Origin of the sequence: Brevundimonas sp. (assembly GCF_035998205.1) — a bacterium.
Classification (GTDB): domain Bacteria; phylum Pseudomonadota; class Alphaproteobacteria; order Caulobacterales; family Caulobacteraceae; genus Brevundimonas.
On the sequence record NZ_DASYHT010000002.1, the window covers coordinates 174662 to 190929 of the forward strand.

The 16268-nt window shown below is 71.2% G+C and carries 18 protein-coding genes; 9 read left to right on the plus strand and 9 right to left on the minus strand.

Features of this window, described 5'->3' with window-relative positions:
* The first annotated feature begins 2 nt into the window (after positions 1–2).
* Genes fliR through VGN74_RS00970 form a run of 3 tightly spaced genes read left to right on the plus strand, consistent with a single transcriptional unit; the run spans position 3 to position 2112 of the window.
* Positions 3–773 carry a flagellar biosynthetic protein FliR gene (gene fliR / locus VGN74_RS00960; RefSeq protein ID WP_327445486.1) on the plus strand — a complete coding sequence of 257 codons (771 nt, stop codon included), beginning with the start codon at positions 3–5 and terminating at the stop codon, positions 771–773.
* On the plus strand, positions 766–1845 hold the full coding sequence (gene flhB / locus VGN74_RS00965; protein WP_327445487.1) for a flagellar biosynthesis protein FlhB: 1080 nt from the start codon (positions 766–768) through the stop codon (positions 1843–1845). The genes fliR and flhB overlap by 8 nt, the downstream gene beginning before the upstream one ends.
* 36 nt (positions 1846–1881) lie before the next feature.
* Entirely contained in the window at positions 1882–2112 is a 231-nt protein-coding gene (locus VGN74_RS00970) for a hypothetical protein (RefSeq protein ID WP_327445488.1), read from the plus strand.
* Positions 2113–2134: 22 nt separating this feature from the next.
* Here the strand turns inward: VGN74_RS00970 and VGN74_RS00975 are convergent, their stop codons facing one another.
* The gene (locus tag VGN74_RS00975; RefSeq protein ID WP_327445489.1) at positions 2135–2833 is read right to left on the minus strand and encodes a rhomboid family intramembrane serine protease; all 699 of its coding nucleotides are present in this window, start codon (positions 2831–2833) and stop codon (positions 2135–2137) included.
* 67 nt (positions 2834–2900) lie between these two features.
* Entirely contained in the window at positions 2901–3158 is a 258-nt protein-coding gene (locus VGN74_RS00980) for an Lrp/AsnC family transcriptional regulator (RefSeq protein WP_327445490.1), read from the minus strand.
* Positions 3159–3307: 149 nt separating this feature from the next.
* Between VGN74_RS00980 and VGN74_RS00985 the strand changes: the two genes are divergently transcribed.
* Positions 3308–4084 (plus strand): alpha/beta hydrolase, encoded by a 777-nt coding sequence (locus VGN74_RS00985; RefSeq protein ID WP_327445491.1) that lies wholly within the window; start codon positions 3308–3310, stop codon positions 4082–4084.
* 22 nt (positions 4085–4106) lie between these two features.
* On the opposite strand, the gene VGN74_RS00990 is transcribed toward VGN74_RS00985, so the two are convergent.
* Genes VGN74_RS00990 through VGN74_RS01000 form a run of 3 tightly spaced genes read right to left on the minus strand, consistent with a single transcriptional unit; the run spans position 4107 to position 5067 of the window.
* A complete protein-coding gene (locus VGN74_RS00990) occupies positions 4107–4310 on the minus strand; it encodes a hypothetical protein (protein WP_327445492.1) in 204 nt (67 codons plus the stop codon).
* Positions 4307–4747 (minus strand): SRPBCC domain-containing protein, encoded by a 441-nt coding sequence (locus VGN74_RS00995; protein WP_327445493.1) that lies wholly within the window; start codon positions 4745–4747, stop codon positions 4307–4309. Before VGN74_RS00995 ends, VGN74_RS00990 begins: the two co-directional genes overlap by 4 nt.
* A complete protein-coding gene (locus tag VGN74_RS01000) occupies positions 4744–5067 on the minus strand; it encodes a metalloregulator ArsR/SmtB family transcription factor (protein ID WP_327445494.1) in 324 nt (107 codons plus the stop codon). The genes VGN74_RS00995 and VGN74_RS01000 overlap by 4 nt, the downstream gene beginning before the upstream one ends.
* 108 nt (positions 5068–5175) lie before the next feature.
* On the opposite strand from VGN74_RS01000, the gene VGN74_RS01005 reads away from it, so the two are divergent.
* The gene (locus VGN74_RS01005) at positions 5176–5658 is read left to right on the plus strand and encodes a DUF421 domain-containing protein (RefSeq protein WP_327445495.1); all 483 of its coding nucleotides are present in this window, start codon (positions 5176–5178) and stop codon (positions 5656–5658) included.
* Positions 5659–5667: 9 nt separating this feature from the next.
* Here VGN74_RS01005 and VGN74_RS01010 read toward each other — a convergent pair whose 3' ends face one another.
* On the minus strand, positions 5668–6117 hold the full coding sequence (locus VGN74_RS01010; protein WP_327445496.1) for a YaiI/YqxD family protein: 450 nt from the start codon (positions 6115–6117) through the stop codon (positions 5668–5670).
* Positions 6118–6432: 315 nt separating this feature from the next.
* Here VGN74_RS01010 and VGN74_RS01015 point away from each other — a divergent pair, with 315 nt between their 5' ends.
* Both VGN74_RS01015 and VGN74_RS01020 read left to right on the plus strand, forming a co-directional pair.
* A complete protein-coding gene (locus VGN74_RS01015) occupies positions 6433–6789 on the plus strand; it encodes an endonuclease domain-containing protein (RefSeq protein ID WP_327445497.1) in 357 nt (118 codons plus the stop codon).
* Between the two features lie 436 nt (positions 6790–7225).
* Entirely contained in the window at positions 7226–7678 is a 453-nt protein-coding gene (locus tag VGN74_RS01020) for a hypothetical protein (RefSeq protein ID WP_327445498.1), read from the plus strand.
* 31 nt (positions 7679–7709) lie between these two features.
* Here VGN74_RS01020 and clpB read toward each other — a convergent pair whose 3' ends face one another.
* Both clpB and VGN74_RS01030 read right to left on the minus strand, forming a co-directional pair.
* Positions 7710–10298, minus strand: coding sequence for an ATP-dependent chaperone ClpB (gene clpB / locus VGN74_RS01025; protein ID WP_327445499.1), 2589 nt, complete (start codon positions 10296–10298; stop codon positions 7710–7712).
* A gap of 109 nt (positions 10299–10407) precedes the next feature.
* Positions 10408–11262: an RDD family protein gene (locus tag VGN74_RS01030; protein ID WP_327445500.1), complete on the minus strand. Its 855-nt coding sequence runs from the start codon at positions 11260–11262 to the stop codon at positions 10408–10410.
* A gap of 99 nt (positions 11263–11361) precedes the next feature.
* Between VGN74_RS01030 and VGN74_RS01035 the strand changes: the two genes are divergently transcribed.
* A complete protein-coding gene (locus VGN74_RS01035; RefSeq protein ID WP_327445501.1) occupies positions 11362–12018 on the plus strand; it encodes a LysE family translocator in 657 nt (218 codons plus the stop codon).
* A 15-nt stretch (positions 12019–12033) separates the two neighbouring features.
* Here the strand turns inward: VGN74_RS01035 and VGN74_RS01040 are convergent, their stop codons facing one another.
* Complete coding sequence (locus VGN74_RS01040) at positions 12034–14454, minus strand: TonB-dependent receptor domain-containing protein (protein WP_327445502.1); 2421 nt, start codon at positions 14452–14454, stop codon at positions 12034–12036.
* A 172-nt stretch (positions 14455–14626) separates the two neighbouring features.
* Between VGN74_RS01040 and VGN74_RS01045 the strand changes: the two genes are divergently transcribed.
* Positions 14627–16249, plus strand: a complete 1623-nt coding sequence (locus tag VGN74_RS01045; RefSeq protein WP_327445503.1) for a serine hydrolase — start codon at positions 14627–14629, stop codon at positions 16247–16249.
* The last annotated feature ends 19 nt before the right edge of the window (positions 16250–16268 follow it).

Consider the following 16268-nt stretch of genomic DNA (forward strand, 5'->3'; position numbering starts at 1 on the left):
GCGTGGACGCCTTCGCCACCGCCGATCAGGTCTGGGCCGGGGCGCTGATCTTCGCCCGCATCGGCGCCATCCTGATGCTGCTGCCGGGCTTCGGCGAGGCCTATGTCTCGCCCCGCATCCGCCTCTCGCTGGCGCTGGTCCTGTCGCTGGCCCTGTGGCCGCTGGTGGCCGGCAGCCTGCCGGCCCTGCCGGCGAGCCTGGGCAGCATGGTCGGCTGGCTGATCCGCGAGATCACCACCGGACTGATGATCGGCTTCCTGTTGCGGCTGCTGATGGCGGCCCTGTCGACGGCGGGCGAGGTGGTGTCGCTGCAGACCACCCTCAGCTTCGCCCAGACGGCCAATCCGCTGCAGGCCCAGCCGGCCACGACCCTCGCGGCCTTCCTGACCCTGTTCGGGGTGGCGATGATCTTCGCCACCAACACCCACCACCTGTTCATAGCCGGGCTGCTGGGCTCCTATGATGTGGTGCGGCCGGTGGCGCCGCTGGTGGTCGAGGACTTTACCACCCTCGCCATCCGCACCGTCTCGGGTAGCTTCCTGCTGGGGTTGCAGCTGGCGGCGCCGGTGATCGTCTTCTCGATCATCTTCAACCTGGCGACCGGCCTCGTGGGCCGGATCATGCCGCAGTTCCAGGTCTTCTTCGTCTCGACGCCGCTGAACGTGCTGTTCGGCCTGTCGATCTTCGCCCTGAGTCTCGGGGTGATCGGGACCGTCTTCATCGACCGCTACCGCACCATGGCGGGGCTGTTCGCGGGAGGCGCCGGTGGCTGAGGACACCGATCCCGAGTCCAAAACAGAAGACGCAACCCCGAAAAAGCTCGAGGAAGCCCGCCGCAAGGGTGACGTCGCCAAGTCGCAGGATGTCGGCTCGACCCTGGCGCTGCTCGGCGGCGCGGCGGTCGTGCTCAGCCTCGGCGGCTGGTTCTCCGGTCGCATGGCCGAGCAGATGGTCGTCTTCATCGAGAGCCCGCACGAGCTGATGGGCGGGTTCGACGCCGGCGCCGGGATCGAGATCGCCACCAAGGGCATCTGGATCGCCGCGCCGATCATGGCCGCGGTGATGGCGGCCACCATGCTGGGCGGGGCCGGCGGTCACCTGATCCAGTCGGGCCTGATCTTCAGCGGCGAGAAGCTCAAGCCCAAGTGGGAGAAGATCAATCCGATCGAGGGCTTCAAGCGCATCTTCGGGCCCGACGGGATCGTCCAGTTCCTCAAGACCTTCCTGAAGCTGATCGCCATCGCCGTGGTGTGCTGGTTCGTGCTGCGGCCGCATATCCGCGAGCTTGAGAATCTGGCGGCGATGAGCCCGGCGGCCATCCTGCCGCTGGTGCGCGACCTTGCGCTGGGGCTGCTGGCGGCGACGCTGGTGTTTCTCGCCCTCGCCTCGGGCGCCGACTACCTGTGGCAGAAGATGCGCTTCGCCAAGCGCATGCGGATGACCAAGGAAGAGCTGAAGGAGGAGTTCAAGCAGACCGAGGGCGACCCGCATGTGAAGGCCAAGCTGCGGCAGATCCGCATCCAGCGCAGCCGGCGCCGGATGATGCAGGCGGTGCCGACGGCGACCGTGGTGGTCACCAACCCGACCCACTATTCGGTGGCGCTGCGCTATGATCCCGACCTGGGCGACGGGGCCCCGGTGTGCGTGGCCAAGGGCGTCGACGCCCTCGCCCTGAAGATCCGCGAGGTGGCCCGGGAGCACAATGTCGAGATCGTCGAGAACGTCCCGCTGGCGCGCGCCCTCTACGCCTCGGTCGAGATCGACGACGTCATCCCCAAGGTCCACTTCGAGGCGGTGGCGAAGGTCATCGGCTTCGTGCTGCAGAAGCGCGCGCGCCGCCGATAGGTGCTAGACTGGCGCCGCCCCTGAAGGAGGAGAGCCATGACCCGTTCCCGCCTGACCGTCCTTGTCGCCCTGCCGCTGTGCGCGGCTGCGCTGGCCGCCTGCGCCTCGACCGGCGGCCCCAACCGCTACCAGACCGAGCTGGACGCCTATGAAGCCGAGTGCCGCGCCCGCGACGGTATCCTGCAGCCGCGCACCGGCGTCCTGAGCGGCCAGGTGCGCGCGGACAATGTCTGCGTCATCCGCGGCGGGACCTACCGGCCCGACTGACGCCGCTCAGTCGCTGAACCGCTCAGCCGCGCGGTCCCCACGGGCCCATGGGCGGCGGCGGCGGCGGGCGCGGCAGGAACAGCGGCCCGAGCAGCAGCCCGAACAGGAAACCGCCGAGGTGCGCCTCCCAGGCGATGCCGCCGGCGCCGCCCGAGGCCGCGATCGGCGCGTTGATCAGCAGCGCCAGAATGAGGTTGCTGAGAGCGAAGCCCTGGATCACGCCGCGGGCGTGGCGCGACCAGAGGGCCGCATCGCCGTCGCCGCCCGGATCCAGCCGCGCCACCAGACCCCAGAAGGCGCAGATGGCCCCCGAGGCGCCCAGCATGGGGGTCGTCTCGCCCGGGTTGAGGGCGAGGAACAGGCCGGCGGCGCAGAGGCCGCCGAGCAGGAACAGGCCGGCGTAGCGCAGGATCATCGGCGACCGCGCCGGCCCGCGCCGCAGCGCCCGCACCACCGGCGGGCTGAGCGACAGCAGGGCCAGGGTATTGAAGCCGAGGTGCAGCAGGCCGGCGTGGCTGACCATGTGGGTCAGCAGGGTGTCGTAGCGGCCTTCGGCGAGGGTTTGCGCCGACAGGGCCCAGGGGATCGGGCCCGCCCCGGTCTGGATCTGCCAGCCGGCCACGGCTGCGAACAACGCCGCCAGCAGAAGGCCCGGCCACGCCCCGTCGCCGCGGCGACGACGGCCGCCGGTCACGCGCTGCAGGGGGGAGGGCGGGCTCATGCCCCGAGGATGGGGTGGCCCCGACGCGCCCGCCAGAGGCTGCGCCGTCGCGGCGCGGCCCTTCGGCTCAGCCCTTCGACGGCAGGAAGGGCGAGAAGGTTATGACGGTGAAGGTGTCGCGGATGTGCGGCCGGGTCTGCACCTGCCGCGTCACGAAAGTGCCGATGTCCATCTCCTTCGGCAGTTGGAACTTGGCCAGCAGGTCGTACTGGCCCGAGGTCGAATAGACCTCCGACACATGCTCGACGTTGTCGACGATGTCGGCGGCCACGTCATTGGCGTGGCCCAGCTCGCATTTCAGGAAGACGAAGATGGCGGTCATCATGGCGGTCGCCTCCGGCGTAGGGCCTGGTGAGTAGGGCTTGGTGAGTAGGGCTTGGTGAGTAGGGCTTAGGGAGAGGCTTTAGCCCTGCTGGCCACCGGTCGTCGAACTGCCTAAGCCCTAAGCCCTACTCACCAAGCCCCAGGCCCCTCATGAGCCTTGACGCCGAATACGACAACCGGGCGCGCGTGCCGGATCACCCCGTGACCTTTGCGCGCTGGCAGGACAGCGCCGCCGCCGCGCGGGCGGCGACCCCGCCGGTGGAGCTGGCGTACGGGCCCGGGCCGCGTCACCGGTTGGACCTGTTCGCGGCGGGGGAAGGCGCCCCGCTGGCGGTGTTTCTGCACGGCGGCTACTGGCAGGCGCTCGACAAGGGCTGGTTCTCCGGCCTCGCCCCGGCGCTCAACGCCCATGGCGTCAGCCTCGCCATCCCGTCCTACGACCTCTGTCCCGACGTGACCCTGGCCGAGATCCTCGACCAGGTGACTGCGGCGGTGGATCTGCTGGTGCGCGAGGTCGCGCCGCCAACGCTGGTGTTCGGCCACTCCGCCGGGGGCCACATGGCCGCCTGGCTGCTGGCGGAGGCGCGGGTGGACCGCGCCGTGGCCTACAGCGGGGTGTTCGAGCTGGAGCCGTTGGTGGAGACCCGGCTCAACGTCGGCCTGCGGCTGGACGCCGCCACCGCCCGCGCCCTGTCGCCGCGCTTCCGCCCCCCGCCCACCGGGACGGTGCTGGACTGCCGCGTCGGCGGCGACGAGAGCGACGAGTTCCTGCGCCAGTCCCGCGACATGGCCGCGGCTTGGGGCGCCGGCGGCGTGGACACCCGCTACGTCGCGCTGGAGGGGCTGAACCACTTCACCGTGCTCGATCCCCTGTTCGACCCCGCCAGCGCCGAGGTGGCGCGGCTGGTCGAGCTGGCGCGCGGGTAGGCGGGCGCCGCGGCGGGCCGGCTCATGTCCGCCGTCGCGCGAGGTGGGGCGCCAGATACAGCCACATGCCCGTCGCCATCAGGCCGAACAGGGGCGCGAGGGTGATCGCCCCCAGCCATGTGGCCTGCCAGCCGAACGCCAGGCCCGCGAAGTTGGCCAGGACAAGCGCCGTGAAGGCCAGCGACAGGGCCCGGTGGACCGGACGGATCCAGCCGGGCGAGGTCATGCGTCGTCCCCGGTGCGGGCCAGCAGGCCGTCGAGGCTCTCCAGCATCTTCGCCCAGCCGACGCGGGCGCCGCCGGACGCCTGCTTCTGCCCGGGGCGGAAGCCGGTCTGCTCGACGCGCAGGTGCGAGCCGCCGTGCGCGGGGGTGAGGGTGAAGGTGACCACGCTGCGCAGGTCGAAGGCGGGGTCCTCATGGACGTGGTTCCAGCTGTAGGCCAGCCGCCGCTCCGGCTCGATCTCCAGCACCTCGCAGTCCAGCACCCCGCCCCAGTCCCCGGTCAGGGTGAAGCGGTGACCGCGCACAGGCTGGAAGTCGTTGCGCATCAGCCAGTCGGCCATGAGGTGCGGCTGGGTCAGGGCGCGCCAGACCCTGGCCGGGGCATGGGGAAAGGTGCGTTCGATGACGACGCTTTGGACGTCGGGCGACAGGTCGGTCATTGGTCCATCCGGTTGAGGAGATCGTCGAGGGCGTCGAGCCGCGCCTGCCAGAAGCCGATCATGTCGCTGGTCCAGTCCAGCAGGGGCGCAAGGGCTTCGGGCCGCGCCCGGCAACGGGTCACCCGCCCCTCGGCGCGCAGCTCCGCCAGTCCCGCCTCGCGCAGCACGGCCAGATGTTTGGACACCGCCGGCTGGCTCACCCCCGCGCGGGCCGTCAGGGCGCCGACGGTCTGCTCCCCCTCGCGGCACAGGGCCTCGAAGATGGCCCGACGCGTGGGATCGGCGAGGGCGCGCAGCAGGGGCTCGGGGCTGGGAGTCAAAACATCACCGATTGGCTATGGGATATGCATAATCACGTGGTGATGGGTTGGTCAAGGGACTGGCGCCCCGCGTCAGGACCTTTCCGCCGGCCCGACCGTTGAGGCGGCATGAACCTCATCGAGATGCTGTTCCAGGGCTGGAGCGGGCCCGTGCGCACCCTGCTGGTCGGGGTGCTGGCCTACGCCGGTCTGGTGCTGCTGCTGCGGATCTCCGGCAAGCGCACCCTGTCCAAGCTCAACGCCTTCGACCTGGTGGTGACGGTGGCGCTGGGCTCGACCCTGTCGACCATCCTGCTGAACGAGCAGGTGCCGCTGGCCGAGGGGATGACCGCCTTCGCGGTGCTGATCGGGTTGCAGTGGGCGGTGACCTGGACCTCGGTACGCTGGCGGCGCTGGGCCCGGCTGGTGCGGGCCGAGCCGGCGGTGCTGCTGCGCGACGGCGCGCCGCTCGACGCGGCCCTGAAGCGCGAGCGCGTCACCCGTGACGAACTGCTCGGCGCCGTGCGCGACGCCGGCGGCAGCGACCTCGACGCGGCCGCGGTCGTCATCCTTGAGGGCGACGGCAGCCTGACGGCGATCCTGAAGGGGTGAGGGGCGGGATCAGGCCCGCTTCGCCACGACCACCGCCCGGTCCAGCGCCTGCAGGAAGGCCGAGCGGTCGCGCGGGCCGAACGGCGGCGGGCCGGAGGTCAGGGCGCCCATCGACCGCAGATGCTCGCCGACCATGCGCCCGGCCAGGGCCGAGCCGATCGAGTCCGGGGAGAAGGCCTCGCCGTTGGGCCGGAGCGCCTGGGCCCCGGCCTTGAGGCAGCGGTCGGCCAGGGGGATGTCCGAGGTCACCACGATGTCGCCCGACCCCGCCCGCTCGGCGATCCAGTCGTCCGCCACGTCCGGGCCCGCATCGACCACCACCTGTTCGATGAAGGCCGCCCGGCGCAGGTTGATCCAGCCGTTCGACACCACCACCGCCCGGAACCCGACCCGCTCCGCCACGCGGAAGCACTCCTCCTTCACCGGGCAGGCGTCGGCGTCGATGTAGAGGATGTGCATGGGGCGGGTGTAGCATCCCCGCGACCGGCCGGAGAGTCTCCTCCCCCATAGCGCAGCGTATGGGGGAGGGGGACCGTCCGGAGCCCGCAGGGCGTAGGAGGGTGGAGGGGGCGAGGTCAGGCGCCGCGCTCGCGGTCGCCCCCACCACCGCCTTCGGCGGTCCCCCTCCCCCGCACGCGGGGGAGGAGAGCCGAGCGGCTGCGCGAAAGGGTGAGGGGCGTCGGTTGGACGGCTTGCGCCGACTGCGCCCGCCGCCCCTCATCCGGCCCTTCGGGCCACCTTCTCCCACCGGGAGAAGGGGCGTAGCGTCTTTGCATGACCCGCAGCCGCCTGACCTCGCGCGCCCGGGGCCTGCGCCAGTCCGGCGGGACGGCCGAGGCGCGGGTGTGGGCGCGGCTGCGCGGCGGGGCCGTTGACGGCTGGAAGCTGCGTCGCCAGCATCCGGTCGGGCGCTTCGTGGTCGACTTCGCCTGCCTGCCCCTGCGGCTGGTGATCGAGCTGGACGGCGGGGTGCATGGCCTCGATGACGTCGCCGCCCGCGACGCTTCGCGTCAGGCGGAGATCGAGGCGCTGGGCTGGACCGTCGTGCGCTTCACCAACGACGAGGCCCTCGGCGAGCCCTGGCGCCTCGACGACGCCATCCGCGCGCAGGCGAAGGCGCTGGGGCTGTGACCCTCTCCCCCGCCTCCCTCATCCGTCCGCTTCGCGGCCACCGTCTCCCAACGGGAGAAGGAGGGGCGGCGAGCCCCTCTCCCTTTGGGAGAGGGCTTGAGCGCACGACGGCGTCAGCCGTCGTCCTCGCGCGAAAGGGTGAGGGCCGTCGGCAGGACGGCTCAGGCCGACTGAACCCGCCGACCCTCATCCGTCCGCTTCGCGGCCACCTTCTCCCACAGGGAGAAGGCAAGGCGTCGCGCCCCTCCCCCGTGGGAGAGGGCTTGAGCGCACGACGGCGTCAGCCGTCGTTCTCGCGCGAAAGGGTGAGGGCCGTCGGCGCGACGGCTTCCGCCGACTGGGCCCGCCGACCCTCATCCGGCCCTTCGGGCCACCTTCTCCCAATGGGAGAAGGAGTCACTTGATGTCTGGGTGTCCGTTAGCGACAACCTTGGACATGACGGACGCTGATGGTCTCCATAGGCTCAGAGTCGAGATGAACTTCCAGCGAGCGCTGGATCGGCAACGCATTTGTGCCGATCTGGCCGCCCTCTGGTTCCGCTCGCTCTTGCTGGTGAATGGCGGGGCGATTGTCGGGCTTGTCACGCTGGGCGCTCCCGAAGCCTACACATCGCAGTTGGTGTCGTTCCGCTTCGCGCTCTACGGATTTGCCGTTTCAGCTTTCCTTACCTTGCTATCGCTCTTGGCGGGCTACCTGGGTCAGGCTAGCGCAGAGCACGACGAATGGACGGTTGCCCACGATGAGGCCGATCAGCTCTCAAGCAAAGGCACTCTGCAGCCGTATGCGGGTGAGACACTTCGGTCGTGGTGGGCTGCGGTGGTCTTTGCAGCCCTCAGTCTTGCCGCTCTTGTAGTCGGTCTTCGGTATGCCGTGCTGGCGGTCACATAGTAGCGCGAACGTAGCCGCACCTGCTCTCCCCTCAATGCACCCTCACCTTCCCGACCTCCAGCCCGTCGGCGCCCGCTGACACGGACACCACGCTGCCGTCCTCGATCTCGCCGGCGAGGAGCTTGCGGGCCAGCACGTCGACCAGCTCCTTCTGGATCACGCGCTTGAGCGGGCGGGCCCCGTAGGCCGGGTCGTAGCCCTTGTCGGCGAGCCAGGTCAGGGCGCTGTCGTCGAGGTCGAGGGTCAGGCGGCGGTCGGCCATGAGGCGCTCCAGCCGCGCCAGCTGGATGCGGACGATGCCGCCCATCTGGGCCCGGCCGAGGCGGTGGAACAGGATGATCTCGTCGATGCGGTTGAGGAATTCGGGGCGGAAGTGGGCCCGCACCGCCTCCATCACCACCGGCCGCACCCTCTCCACATCCTCGCCCTCGGGCTGGTCGGCGAGGGCGCCCGAGCCGAGGTTGGAGGTCATGATGATCAGGGTGTTGCGGAAGTCGACCGTGCGGCCCTGGCCGTCGGTCAGCCGACCGTCGTCCAGCACCTGCAGCAGCACGTTGAACACGTCCGGGTGGGCCTTCTCCACCTCGTCGAACAGCACGACCTGGTAGGGGCGGCGGCGCGCCGCCTCGGTCAGGGCCCCGCCCTCGTCATAGCCGACGTAGCCGGGCGGGGCGCCGATCAGGCGGCTGACGCTGTGCTTCTCCATGTACTCGGACATGTCGATGCGGGTGATGGCCTGGTCGTCGTCGAACAGGAAGCCGGCCAAGGCCTTGGTCAGCTCGGTCTTGCCCACGCCCGTGGGGCCGAGGAACAGGAAGGAGCCGAGCGGCCGGTTGGGGTCGTTCAGGCCGGCGCGGGCGCGGCGCACGGCGTCGGAGACGGCGGCCAGGGCCTCGTCCTGACCGACCACCCGGGCGCCCAGGGCGTCCTCCATGCGCAGCAGCTTCTCGCGCTCGCCCTCCAGCATCTTGTCGACCGGCACCCCGGTCCAGCGGCTGACCACGGCGGCGATCTGTTCGGCGTCGACCACCTCGGGCGTCAGCGGCCCGGCGCGGTTCGTCTCGTCGGCTTCGGCGGCGGCCAGCGCCTTCTCGATCTGCGGGATCTGGCCATAGGCGATCTCCGAGGCGCGGCCGAGGTCGCCCTCGCGCTGGGCCTGGGCCAGTTCGGCGCGGAGGCGGTCGAGGGTCTCGCGCAACTGGGCGGCCTGGCCGACCTTGTCCTTCTCCGCCTTCCAGCGGGCGGTCAGCTCGGCGGACTGGCCCTCGAGGTCGTCGATCTCGGCCTCCAGCCGCTCCAGCCGCTGGCGCGACGGCTCGTCGGTCTCCTTCTTCAGGGCCTCGCGCTCGATCTTCAGCTGCACCAGCCGACGGTCGATCTCGTCCAGCGCCTCGGGCTTGGAATCGACCGCCATGCGCACGCGGCTGGCGGCCTCATCAATCAGGTCGATGGCCTTGTCGGGCAGGAAGCGGTCGGTGATGTAGCGGTTCGACAGGGTGGCGGCGGCGACGATGGCCGAGTCCGAGATGCGCACCCCGTGGTGGACCTCGTACTTCTCCTTCAGCCCGCGCAGGATCGACACCGTGTCGGTCACGGTCGGCTCGTCGACGAACACCGGCTGGAAACGCCGGGCCAGGGCCGGGTCCTTCTCGACGTGCTTGCGGTACTCGTCCAGCGTGGTGGCGCCGACGCAGTGCAGCTCGCCGCGGGCCAGGGCGGGCTTGAGCAGGTTGGAGGCGTCCATGGCCCCGTCGCTCTTCCCCGCCCCGACGAGGGTGTGCATCTCGTCGATGAACAGGATGATCTGGCCTTCCGCCGCCGTGACCTCGTTGAGGACGGCCTTAAGCCGCTCCTCGAACTCGCCGCGGTACTTCGCCCCGGCGATCAGGGCGCCCATGTCGAGCGCCATGACGGCCTTGTCCTTGAGGCTCTCGGGCACGTCGCCGTTGACGATGCGCAGGGCCAGGCCCTCGACGATGGCGGTCTTGCCGACGCCGGGCTCGCCGATCAGCACGGGGTTGTTCTTGGTGCGGCGGGCGAGGACCTGGATGGTCCGGCGGATCTCCTCGTCGCGCCCGATCACCGGGTCGATCTTCTGGTCGCGGGCGGCCTGGGTCAGATCGCGGGCGTAGCGCTTGAGGGCGTCATAGGCGTCCTCGGCCGCGGCGCTGTCGGCGGTCTTGCCCTTGCGCACCTCGGCGATGGCGGCGTCCAGCTTGTCGGCGGGCGCGCCGGCGGCGGCCAGCGCCTTCGCCGCCTCGCCGCCCTCGCGGGCCACGGCGGCCAGCAGCCGCTCGGTGGTGACGAAGGCGTCGCCGCCCTTCTTCGCGGCGGCCTCGGCGGCGCCGAACACCCGCGCGGTGGCGCCGTCCAGATACAGCTGGCCCGAGCCGCCCTCGACCTGGGGCCGCTTCTTCAGCAGGCCCTCGACGGCGGCGTCGGCGGCCGCGGCGTCGCCGCCGGCCAGCTTGATCAGATTGCGGGCGAGGCCGTCGCGTTCCTCCAGCAGCACCTTGAGCAGGTGTTCGGGCGCGAACTGCTGGTGGCGGCGGGCGAGGGCCAGGGTCTGGGCGGATTGCACCGCCTGTTTGGCGCGGTCGGAAAAGAGCTCGAGATTCATGTCATCCCCTGTCGGCGGATCGAGGTCAGCCTGACGCCCTCCCATGAGCGACGCCTTGCGATGACGCAAAGGTGGGTGTGGCCGATTTGCCGCACAAGGGGGCGGGGGCTCAGTCGGTGACGATCCTGACCCGGCGCCGTACACGAACCCCGGCCCAGCGGTCCCAGAAGGGGTCGGGCCGCTGGAACAGGACAGCGAGCACGAAGACCAGGCTCCACAGGGCCACGGCCCCGCCCAGGGCCAGCACGAGCCAGCCGGCGACCGGGTCGAACTCCAGGCCGCCGGGGGCCGGCGGGACGAGGCCGTAGAGGGCGACGAGGAGGCCGAGGGCGGCGTGGGGAGCGTACAGCAGGGCGTTGCGCGTCAGCGTCGCGCCGATCCGCGCCGGGCTGACCCCGTCGTCGCCCACCACCCGCAGACCCATCAGCCGCTTGCCCGGCCCGGCGGCCCAGACCGCTTCGGCGACGGCGAGCCAGAGCAGGAGGACGCCGAAGAACAGGCCGGAGAGGTCGAGGGTGCGCTGCGTCACCCGGTCGGCGGGCGTCAGGGGATAGGCGACGGTTTCCCGGTAGCCGAAGCCGCCGAACCATCGAAAGATGACGACGGCTCTGGCGTCGACGTAGGCCGTGTCGCAGCGCATGACACGGACGGTGTCCGGCGGGCGGCCCGGGCGGAACATCTGCAGCGGTCCCGCCGGGGGCAGCACGAGCAGCGGCTCGAGGCTGGAGGAGCCCGCCTCGTCGACCTCGACGCATTCCTGCAGGTCGATCACCGGGTCGCTGTCCCGGATCAGGCCGTTGGTCGGGGTGAAGAGGGCGGCTGCGATCAGGGTGAGGGCGAGGCCGATGATCGCGTGGTCGATCCAGAAGGCGAACAGCCGGCGCCAGAAGCCGCCGGACAGGCCGTTGACGCCGTCGCCCATGGCGTAGTCGACCCGTCGCCGCCGGCGCTCACCTTCGATCATGACGCGGTCCCCCCGTCCTCCGAGCAGACTATCGAAGGGCGCGCCGGACACGCAAGGCGCGCATTCGGTCCCGTGCGTCGGATCGGCTAGAGAGGACGGATGCCTGTGCTCGCCCTGATCGATCCCGCCGTGCTCCTGCCGTTCCTTGCCGCGGCGGTGCTGATGGAGATCACGCCGGGGCCGAACATGGGCTGGCTGGCGCTGACGGCGCTGGCGCAGGGGCGGCGCGCCGGGTTGGCGGCGGTGGCGGGGATCACCGTGGGACTGGCCGCCTGGATGCTGGCGGCGACGCTGGGGCTGGCGGAGGTGCTGACGCAGGCGCCGGCGCTCTACGCCGCCGTGGCCTGGGCCGGGGTGGCCTTCATGCTGTACCTCGCCTGGGACGCCTGGCGCGGGCCCGGCGTGGGGCTGGACGACGCGACAGGCCCGCAGGTCAGCCGGCTGGCCCTGTTCCGGCGCGGGCTGATCGGCAATCTGCTGAACCCGAAGGCGGCGGCGCTCTACGCCGTGGCCCTGCCGGCGTTCGCCGGCGCGGGGGCCGGGGCGGGGGAGGGCGAGGTCACGGCCGGCCAGACCTTGACGCTGGGTCTGCTGCACCTGGCGGTCAGCGTCGCCATCCACGGCGCCATCGTGCTGGCGGCGGCGGGATTGGGCGGCCGGCTGCTGCGCCTCGCCGAGCGGCCGTGGGCGCGGGCCGCCATGGCCGGCGGCCTCGCCCTGATCGCCCTGTGGCTAGGCTGGGAGACGGCGCGGTAGCCGCCTCCCGCCATCTCACATGCCCGTCGGGCCGGTCGAGAAGTCGAACTGTTCCGGCTGGCGGCGCGGGCCGGAGCCGAAGGCGTAGCTGAGGCCGATGTAGAAGGCCCGCAGCCGGATCTCCTGGTTCAGCTCCTCGCGGAACAGCGGCGTCTCGTAGACCGTATCGGTGTTGAAGGTGTTGAAGATGTCCCGGGCGGTGACGTTCAGCGACAGCTTCTCGGTCAGCTTGCGACGGTAGCCGACATTGACCATGCCGCCCGCCTCGCGCGTGCCCTGGGCCAGCAGCTGCTCGCCCTGCCAGAAGGCCGAGACCTGCAGGAAGTCCTCCGGCGTCGGCTGCCAGTTCAGGCTGAAGCGGCCGCTGGCGAGGGTCCCGTCGCGGTCCGAGCTGCCCGGCAGGCCGCCGGCGTCGATCTCCTGATGGAAGACGTTGAAGCCGGCGTTGTAGCGCAGGGTCGAATGCAGGCGCCCGGCGGCGGTGACCTCGAGGCCGGTGTCGCGGCGCCCGCCGAGGTTCTCCGGCCGGCTGAGCAGCACGCCGCCGCCGAGGTCGGTGACGACCTGGGTGAAGGCCTTGTCCGTGTCGCGCAGATAGGCGGTGACCTGGTAGAAGTTCTGGCCGCTGCGCATCTGCCACATGGCCTCGAACGAATCCGTCTCCTGCGGCTCCAGGTCCGGGTTGCCCGAGCTTCGGTTCAGCGGGTCGACGTAGGAGACGAACGGGTTCAGCTGCCCCGGCTGGGGCCGCTGGATGCGGCGCGAATAGCTGGCGCGCAGGCTCTGGGTGTCCGACAGGGCATACTGCACGTGGCCGGTCGGGTAGGCGCGGAAATAGTCCTGCGAGGCGGACAGGCCGCCGGTCAGGTCGTCGATCTCGATATCCGCCTGCTCCAGCCGCAGGCCGGCCTGGGCCGACAGCTTTTCAGACAGCGGCCGCTCCCAGGTGCCGTAGAGGGCGTGCACCGTCTGACGCGCCTCGAAACGGTTGCTCAGGCCCGGCACGACGGTCAGCCCGCCGGCGGTGGCGCCGCGGCTGAGCTCGACCTCCTGCTCCGGACGCTGGTCGCTCAGCTCATAACCCAGCCGCACCCGACCCCCGTCCGTGGTCGGACGGACATAGGCGCTGGTCAGGCCGAGGGTGGTCTGGTCGGAGTCCTGCAGGGTCTGCTCGTACAGGTCCGGCCCCGCGGGGATCTGGAAGCGCAGCCGCGCCAGCGCCTCCACATCCGTGCTGTTGCGGTCGTACCGCAGCTCGTTCGACCATTCGTGGCCGGCGTCGTCGAAGCGATGGACGATGCGGGCGGTGGCGCCCCAGTTCTGGAAGTCGAACTCGGACTCGCCCTCGCGGCTGTAGGCGTTGACCAGGGCTCCGCTCGCGTCGCGACGCTCCGACAGCTGGTCCGCCGTGCCGTCGCCGCCAAAGGCGACGCCGCGCAGCTCGCCGGTGATGGAGGTGCGGTCGGTCAGGCGGTACTCGGCTGTGCCCCGCAGCACCGTGCCGGTCTGGTCAGACGTCACCGGCTGCTCGACCCGGGTGGTGGCGACCACGGCGCCGGTGGCCGGATCCAGCTGCTCGCGGGTGCTGTTGAACGACAGTTCGGTCGGGTCCGCGCGATAGCTGAGATCGCCCGACAGGGTCAGGCGGTCGCGCTGCCAGGACCCGCTGACGCCGCCGTTCCAGCGGCCATCGTCGCCGACATTGACCCGCACCGAGCCGGTGGTCTGCACGCCGGGGCGGGGCGCGCGCGGCTTGGAGATGAGGTTGATGACCCCGCCCGAGCCCTCGGGGCTGTAGGCGGCCGACGGATTGGTCATGACCTCGATGCGGGCGTACTGGTCCGCCGGCAGCTGCAGCAGGGCCTGGGCGCGGCCGGGGCCGGACAGGACGCCGGACGGACGGCCGTCGACAAGGATGGTGACGCTGGAGTCGCCGCGCAGCGAGACATTGCCCTGGGGGTCGACGTCGACCGAAGGGATGTTGCGCAGGGCGTCGGCGAGGCTGCCGGTGGTGGCCTGCAGGTCCTCGGCGAGGCTGTAGCTGATCGAATCGATCGAGGTGCGGATGTCGGTGTTGCGCGCCGTCACCGTCAGCTCGCCGACGGTGGTCGGTTCCTCCGGCTCGGCCGGGGTCTCATCCTCGGCAGGGGGCTGAGCCGGAGTCTGAGCCGGAGTCTGAGCCGGAGTCTGAGCCGGAGTCTGAGCCGGAGTCTGAGCCGGAGTCTGAGCCGGAGTCTGAGCCGGAGTCTGGGCCGGAGTCTGGGCCGGAGTCTGGGCCGGAGTCTGGGCCGGAGTCTGGGCCGGGGCAGGAGTCTGCGGCGCCGCCTGGGGCGCCGGCGTCTGCGGCGCGGTCTGGGCGGCGGCCGTGAGCGGCGCGGCGAGGGCCGGCAGAGTCGCGGCGGCGCCGGTGAGAAGGATCAGCTTGAGCCTGGTCATCGAGGGTCCCCTGCGGTCGCCGGTCGGCGCCGTCATTCTTCCGGTCGAGCTAGCATTTGCGGCGATCGCCACCGAGTTACATCGGGTTCACCTGGATTACGGATTCGACATGGACCGGACGGCGTGGGCCGGGATAGCGTCGCGGCTTCCGTTCACGCCGGGGAGTTCGCCCATGTCCCTTCGCCTGTCGCGCCGCGCCGCCCTGACCGCCTCGATCGCCGGCGTGGGGGCGGCGAGCCTGCCGTTCCGCGCCTGGGCGCAGGCGGCGGCCAATGACCACAGCGATCTGGCGACGGCGGTCGACGCCTATGTCCGGCAGTGCCTCGCCGCCTTCCCGGACCAGCCCGGCCTGTCGGTGGCGGTGGTGAAGGATGGCGCCGACGTCCTGACCCGCGGCTACGGGACGCGCCGCCTCGGCGGGCCGGCCGACGTGGACGAGCGCACCCTGTTCGCCATCGCCTCCAACACCAAGAACGTGACCGCCGCCGCCCTCGCCATGCTGGTCGACGAGGGCAAGGTGAAGTGGGACGAACCGGTGCGGACCTGGCTGCCCGACTTCACCCTGTCGGACCCGTTCATCGGTGAGCGCATCACCGTGCGCGACACCCTGAGCCACCGCGCCGGCTTCGGCCTCGGCGCCGGCGACCTGCTGTTCTGGCCCAACAGCGACCGCACCCGGGCGGAGATCATGGCGGCGGTGCGCCATGTACCGATCGAGCACGGCTTCCGCGCCGGCTATCACTACTGCAACCTGATGTTCGTGGTGGCCGGCGAGATCGTCGCCGCCGCTTCCGGGATGCCGTGGGAGACCTTCGTCCAGACGCGCATCCTCGACCGGGTCGGTATGGCCGACACCGTGCCCTTCACCAGCCAGGCCGACCCGGCGCGCTCGGCCCTGCCGCACGGCCGCATCGGGCCGCCGCTACGCTACCAGGGCGAGATGACCCTGCTTGAGGACTCGATCGCCGGCATCTGGAACTGGGATGCCGCTGGCGCCGCCGGCGGGTTCGCCTCCAACGCCGTGGACTGGGCGAAGTGGATGAAGGTGCGGCTGGCCATGGGCGCCCTGCCGGACGGCTCGCGCCTGTTCTCCGAGACGACGGCGCGCGAGATGTTCCGGCCCAACGTCATCGTCGGGTCGTCCGAGGGGCCGACCGCGGCCCTGCCCGGGCGGGCCATCACCTCGACCTATGCGATGGGGTGGTCGGTGCAGGACTATCGCGGCGAGCGCTACATCACCCACGGCGGCGGCTCGCCCGGCGGCATTTCCGCGACCGTGCTGATCCCCGGCCGCAACGCCGGCTTCTCGATCTTCTCCAATGCCGAGGAGAGCTTCCTGCTGCGGTCCCTGCGCAGCGGCATCGCCGACATCGTCATGGACAAGGCCGGCTTCGACTGGATCGTGGACAGCCGCCGGCTGCTGGCCGAGGGGACCGAGCGGTCGCTGGCGGCGGCGCGCGAGATCGACGCGAAGCAGGCCGCGGGCGCGGCGCCGTCCCTGCCGCTGGCCGCCTATGCCGGGACCTGGCGCGACCCCTGGTACGGCGACATCGTCATCTCGGAGCGCAACGGCGGTCTCTGGCTCGACTTCACCCGCTCGAACGCCCTCAAGGGGCCGCTGGAGCCCTATGAGGGCGAGACGATGCGCACCCGCTTCCCCGACAAGCGCGAGGAGGACGCCTTCATCACCTTCGTGCACGAGGTCGGCCGGCCGGTGCGCGCCACGCTGAAGGGCGTCAGCCCGGACATCGACTTCAGCTACGACTACCAGAACCTGCGGCTGACGCGGGTGTGACCCTTCTCCCCTCGGGGGA

Excerpts from the sequence above, each read along its gene's own strand:
- VGN74_RS01005 (WP_327445495.1), top strand. The coding sequence starts at position 5,176 with ATGAACCTCATCGAGATGCTGTTCCAGGGCTGGAGCGGGCCCGTGCGC.
- VGN74_RS01030 (WP_327445500.1), bottom strand. The coding sequence starts at position 11,262 with ATGATCGAAGGTGAGCGCCGGCGGCGACGGGTCGACTACGCCATGGGC.
- VGN74_RS00995 (WP_327445493.1), bottom strand. The coding sequence starts at position 4,747 with ATGACCGACCTGTCGCCCGACGTCCAAAGCGTCGTCATCGAACGCACC.
- VGN74_RS01035 (WP_327445501.1), top strand. The coding sequence starts at position 11,362 with ATGCCTGTGCTCGCCCTGATCGATCCCGCCGTGCTCCTGCCGTTCCTT.
- VGN74_RS01010 (WP_327445496.1), bottom strand. The coding sequence starts at position 6,117 with ATGCACATCCTCTACATCGACGCCGACGCCTGCCCGGTGAAGGAGGAG.
- VGN74_RS00985 (WP_327445491.1), top strand. The coding sequence starts at position 3,308 with ATGAGCCTTGACGCCGAATACGACAACCGGGCGCGCGTGCCGGATCAC.
- VGN74_RS00990 (WP_327445492.1), bottom strand. The coding sequence starts at position 4,310 with ATGACCTCGCCCGGCTGGATCCGTCCGGTCCACCGGGCCCTGTCGCTG.
- VGN74_RS01020 (WP_327445498.1), top strand. The coding sequence starts at position 7,226 with ATGACGGACGCTGATGGTCTCCATAGGCTCAGAGTCGAGATGAACTTC.
- VGN74_RS00975 (WP_327445489.1), bottom strand. The coding sequence starts at position 2,833 with ATGAGCCCGCCCTCCCCCCTGCAGCGCGTGACCGGCGGCCGTCGTCGC.
- VGN74_RS01045 (WP_327445503.1), top strand. The coding sequence starts at position 14,627 with ATGTCCCTTCGCCTGTCGCGCCGCGCCGCCCTGACCGCCTCGATCGCC.
- clpB (WP_327445499.1), bottom strand. The coding sequence starts at position 10,298 with ATGAATCTCGAGCTCTTTTCCGACCGCGCCAAACAGGCGGTGCAATCC.
- VGN74_RS00980 (WP_327445490.1), bottom strand. The coding sequence starts at position 3,158 with ATGATGACCGCCATCTTCGTCTTCCTGAAATGCGAGCTGGGCCACGCC.
- VGN74_RS01015 (WP_327445497.1), top strand. The coding sequence starts at position 6,433 with ATGACCCGCAGCCGCCTGACCTCGCGCGCCCGGGGCCTGCGCCAGTCC.
- VGN74_RS01040 (WP_327445502.1), bottom strand. The coding sequence starts at position 14,454 with ATGACCAGGCTCAAGCTGATCCTTCTCACCGGCGCCGCCGCGACTCTG.
- VGN74_RS00970 (WP_327445488.1), top strand. The coding sequence starts at position 1,882 with ATGACCCGTTCCCGCCTGACCGTCCTTGTCGCCCTGCCGCTGTGCGCG.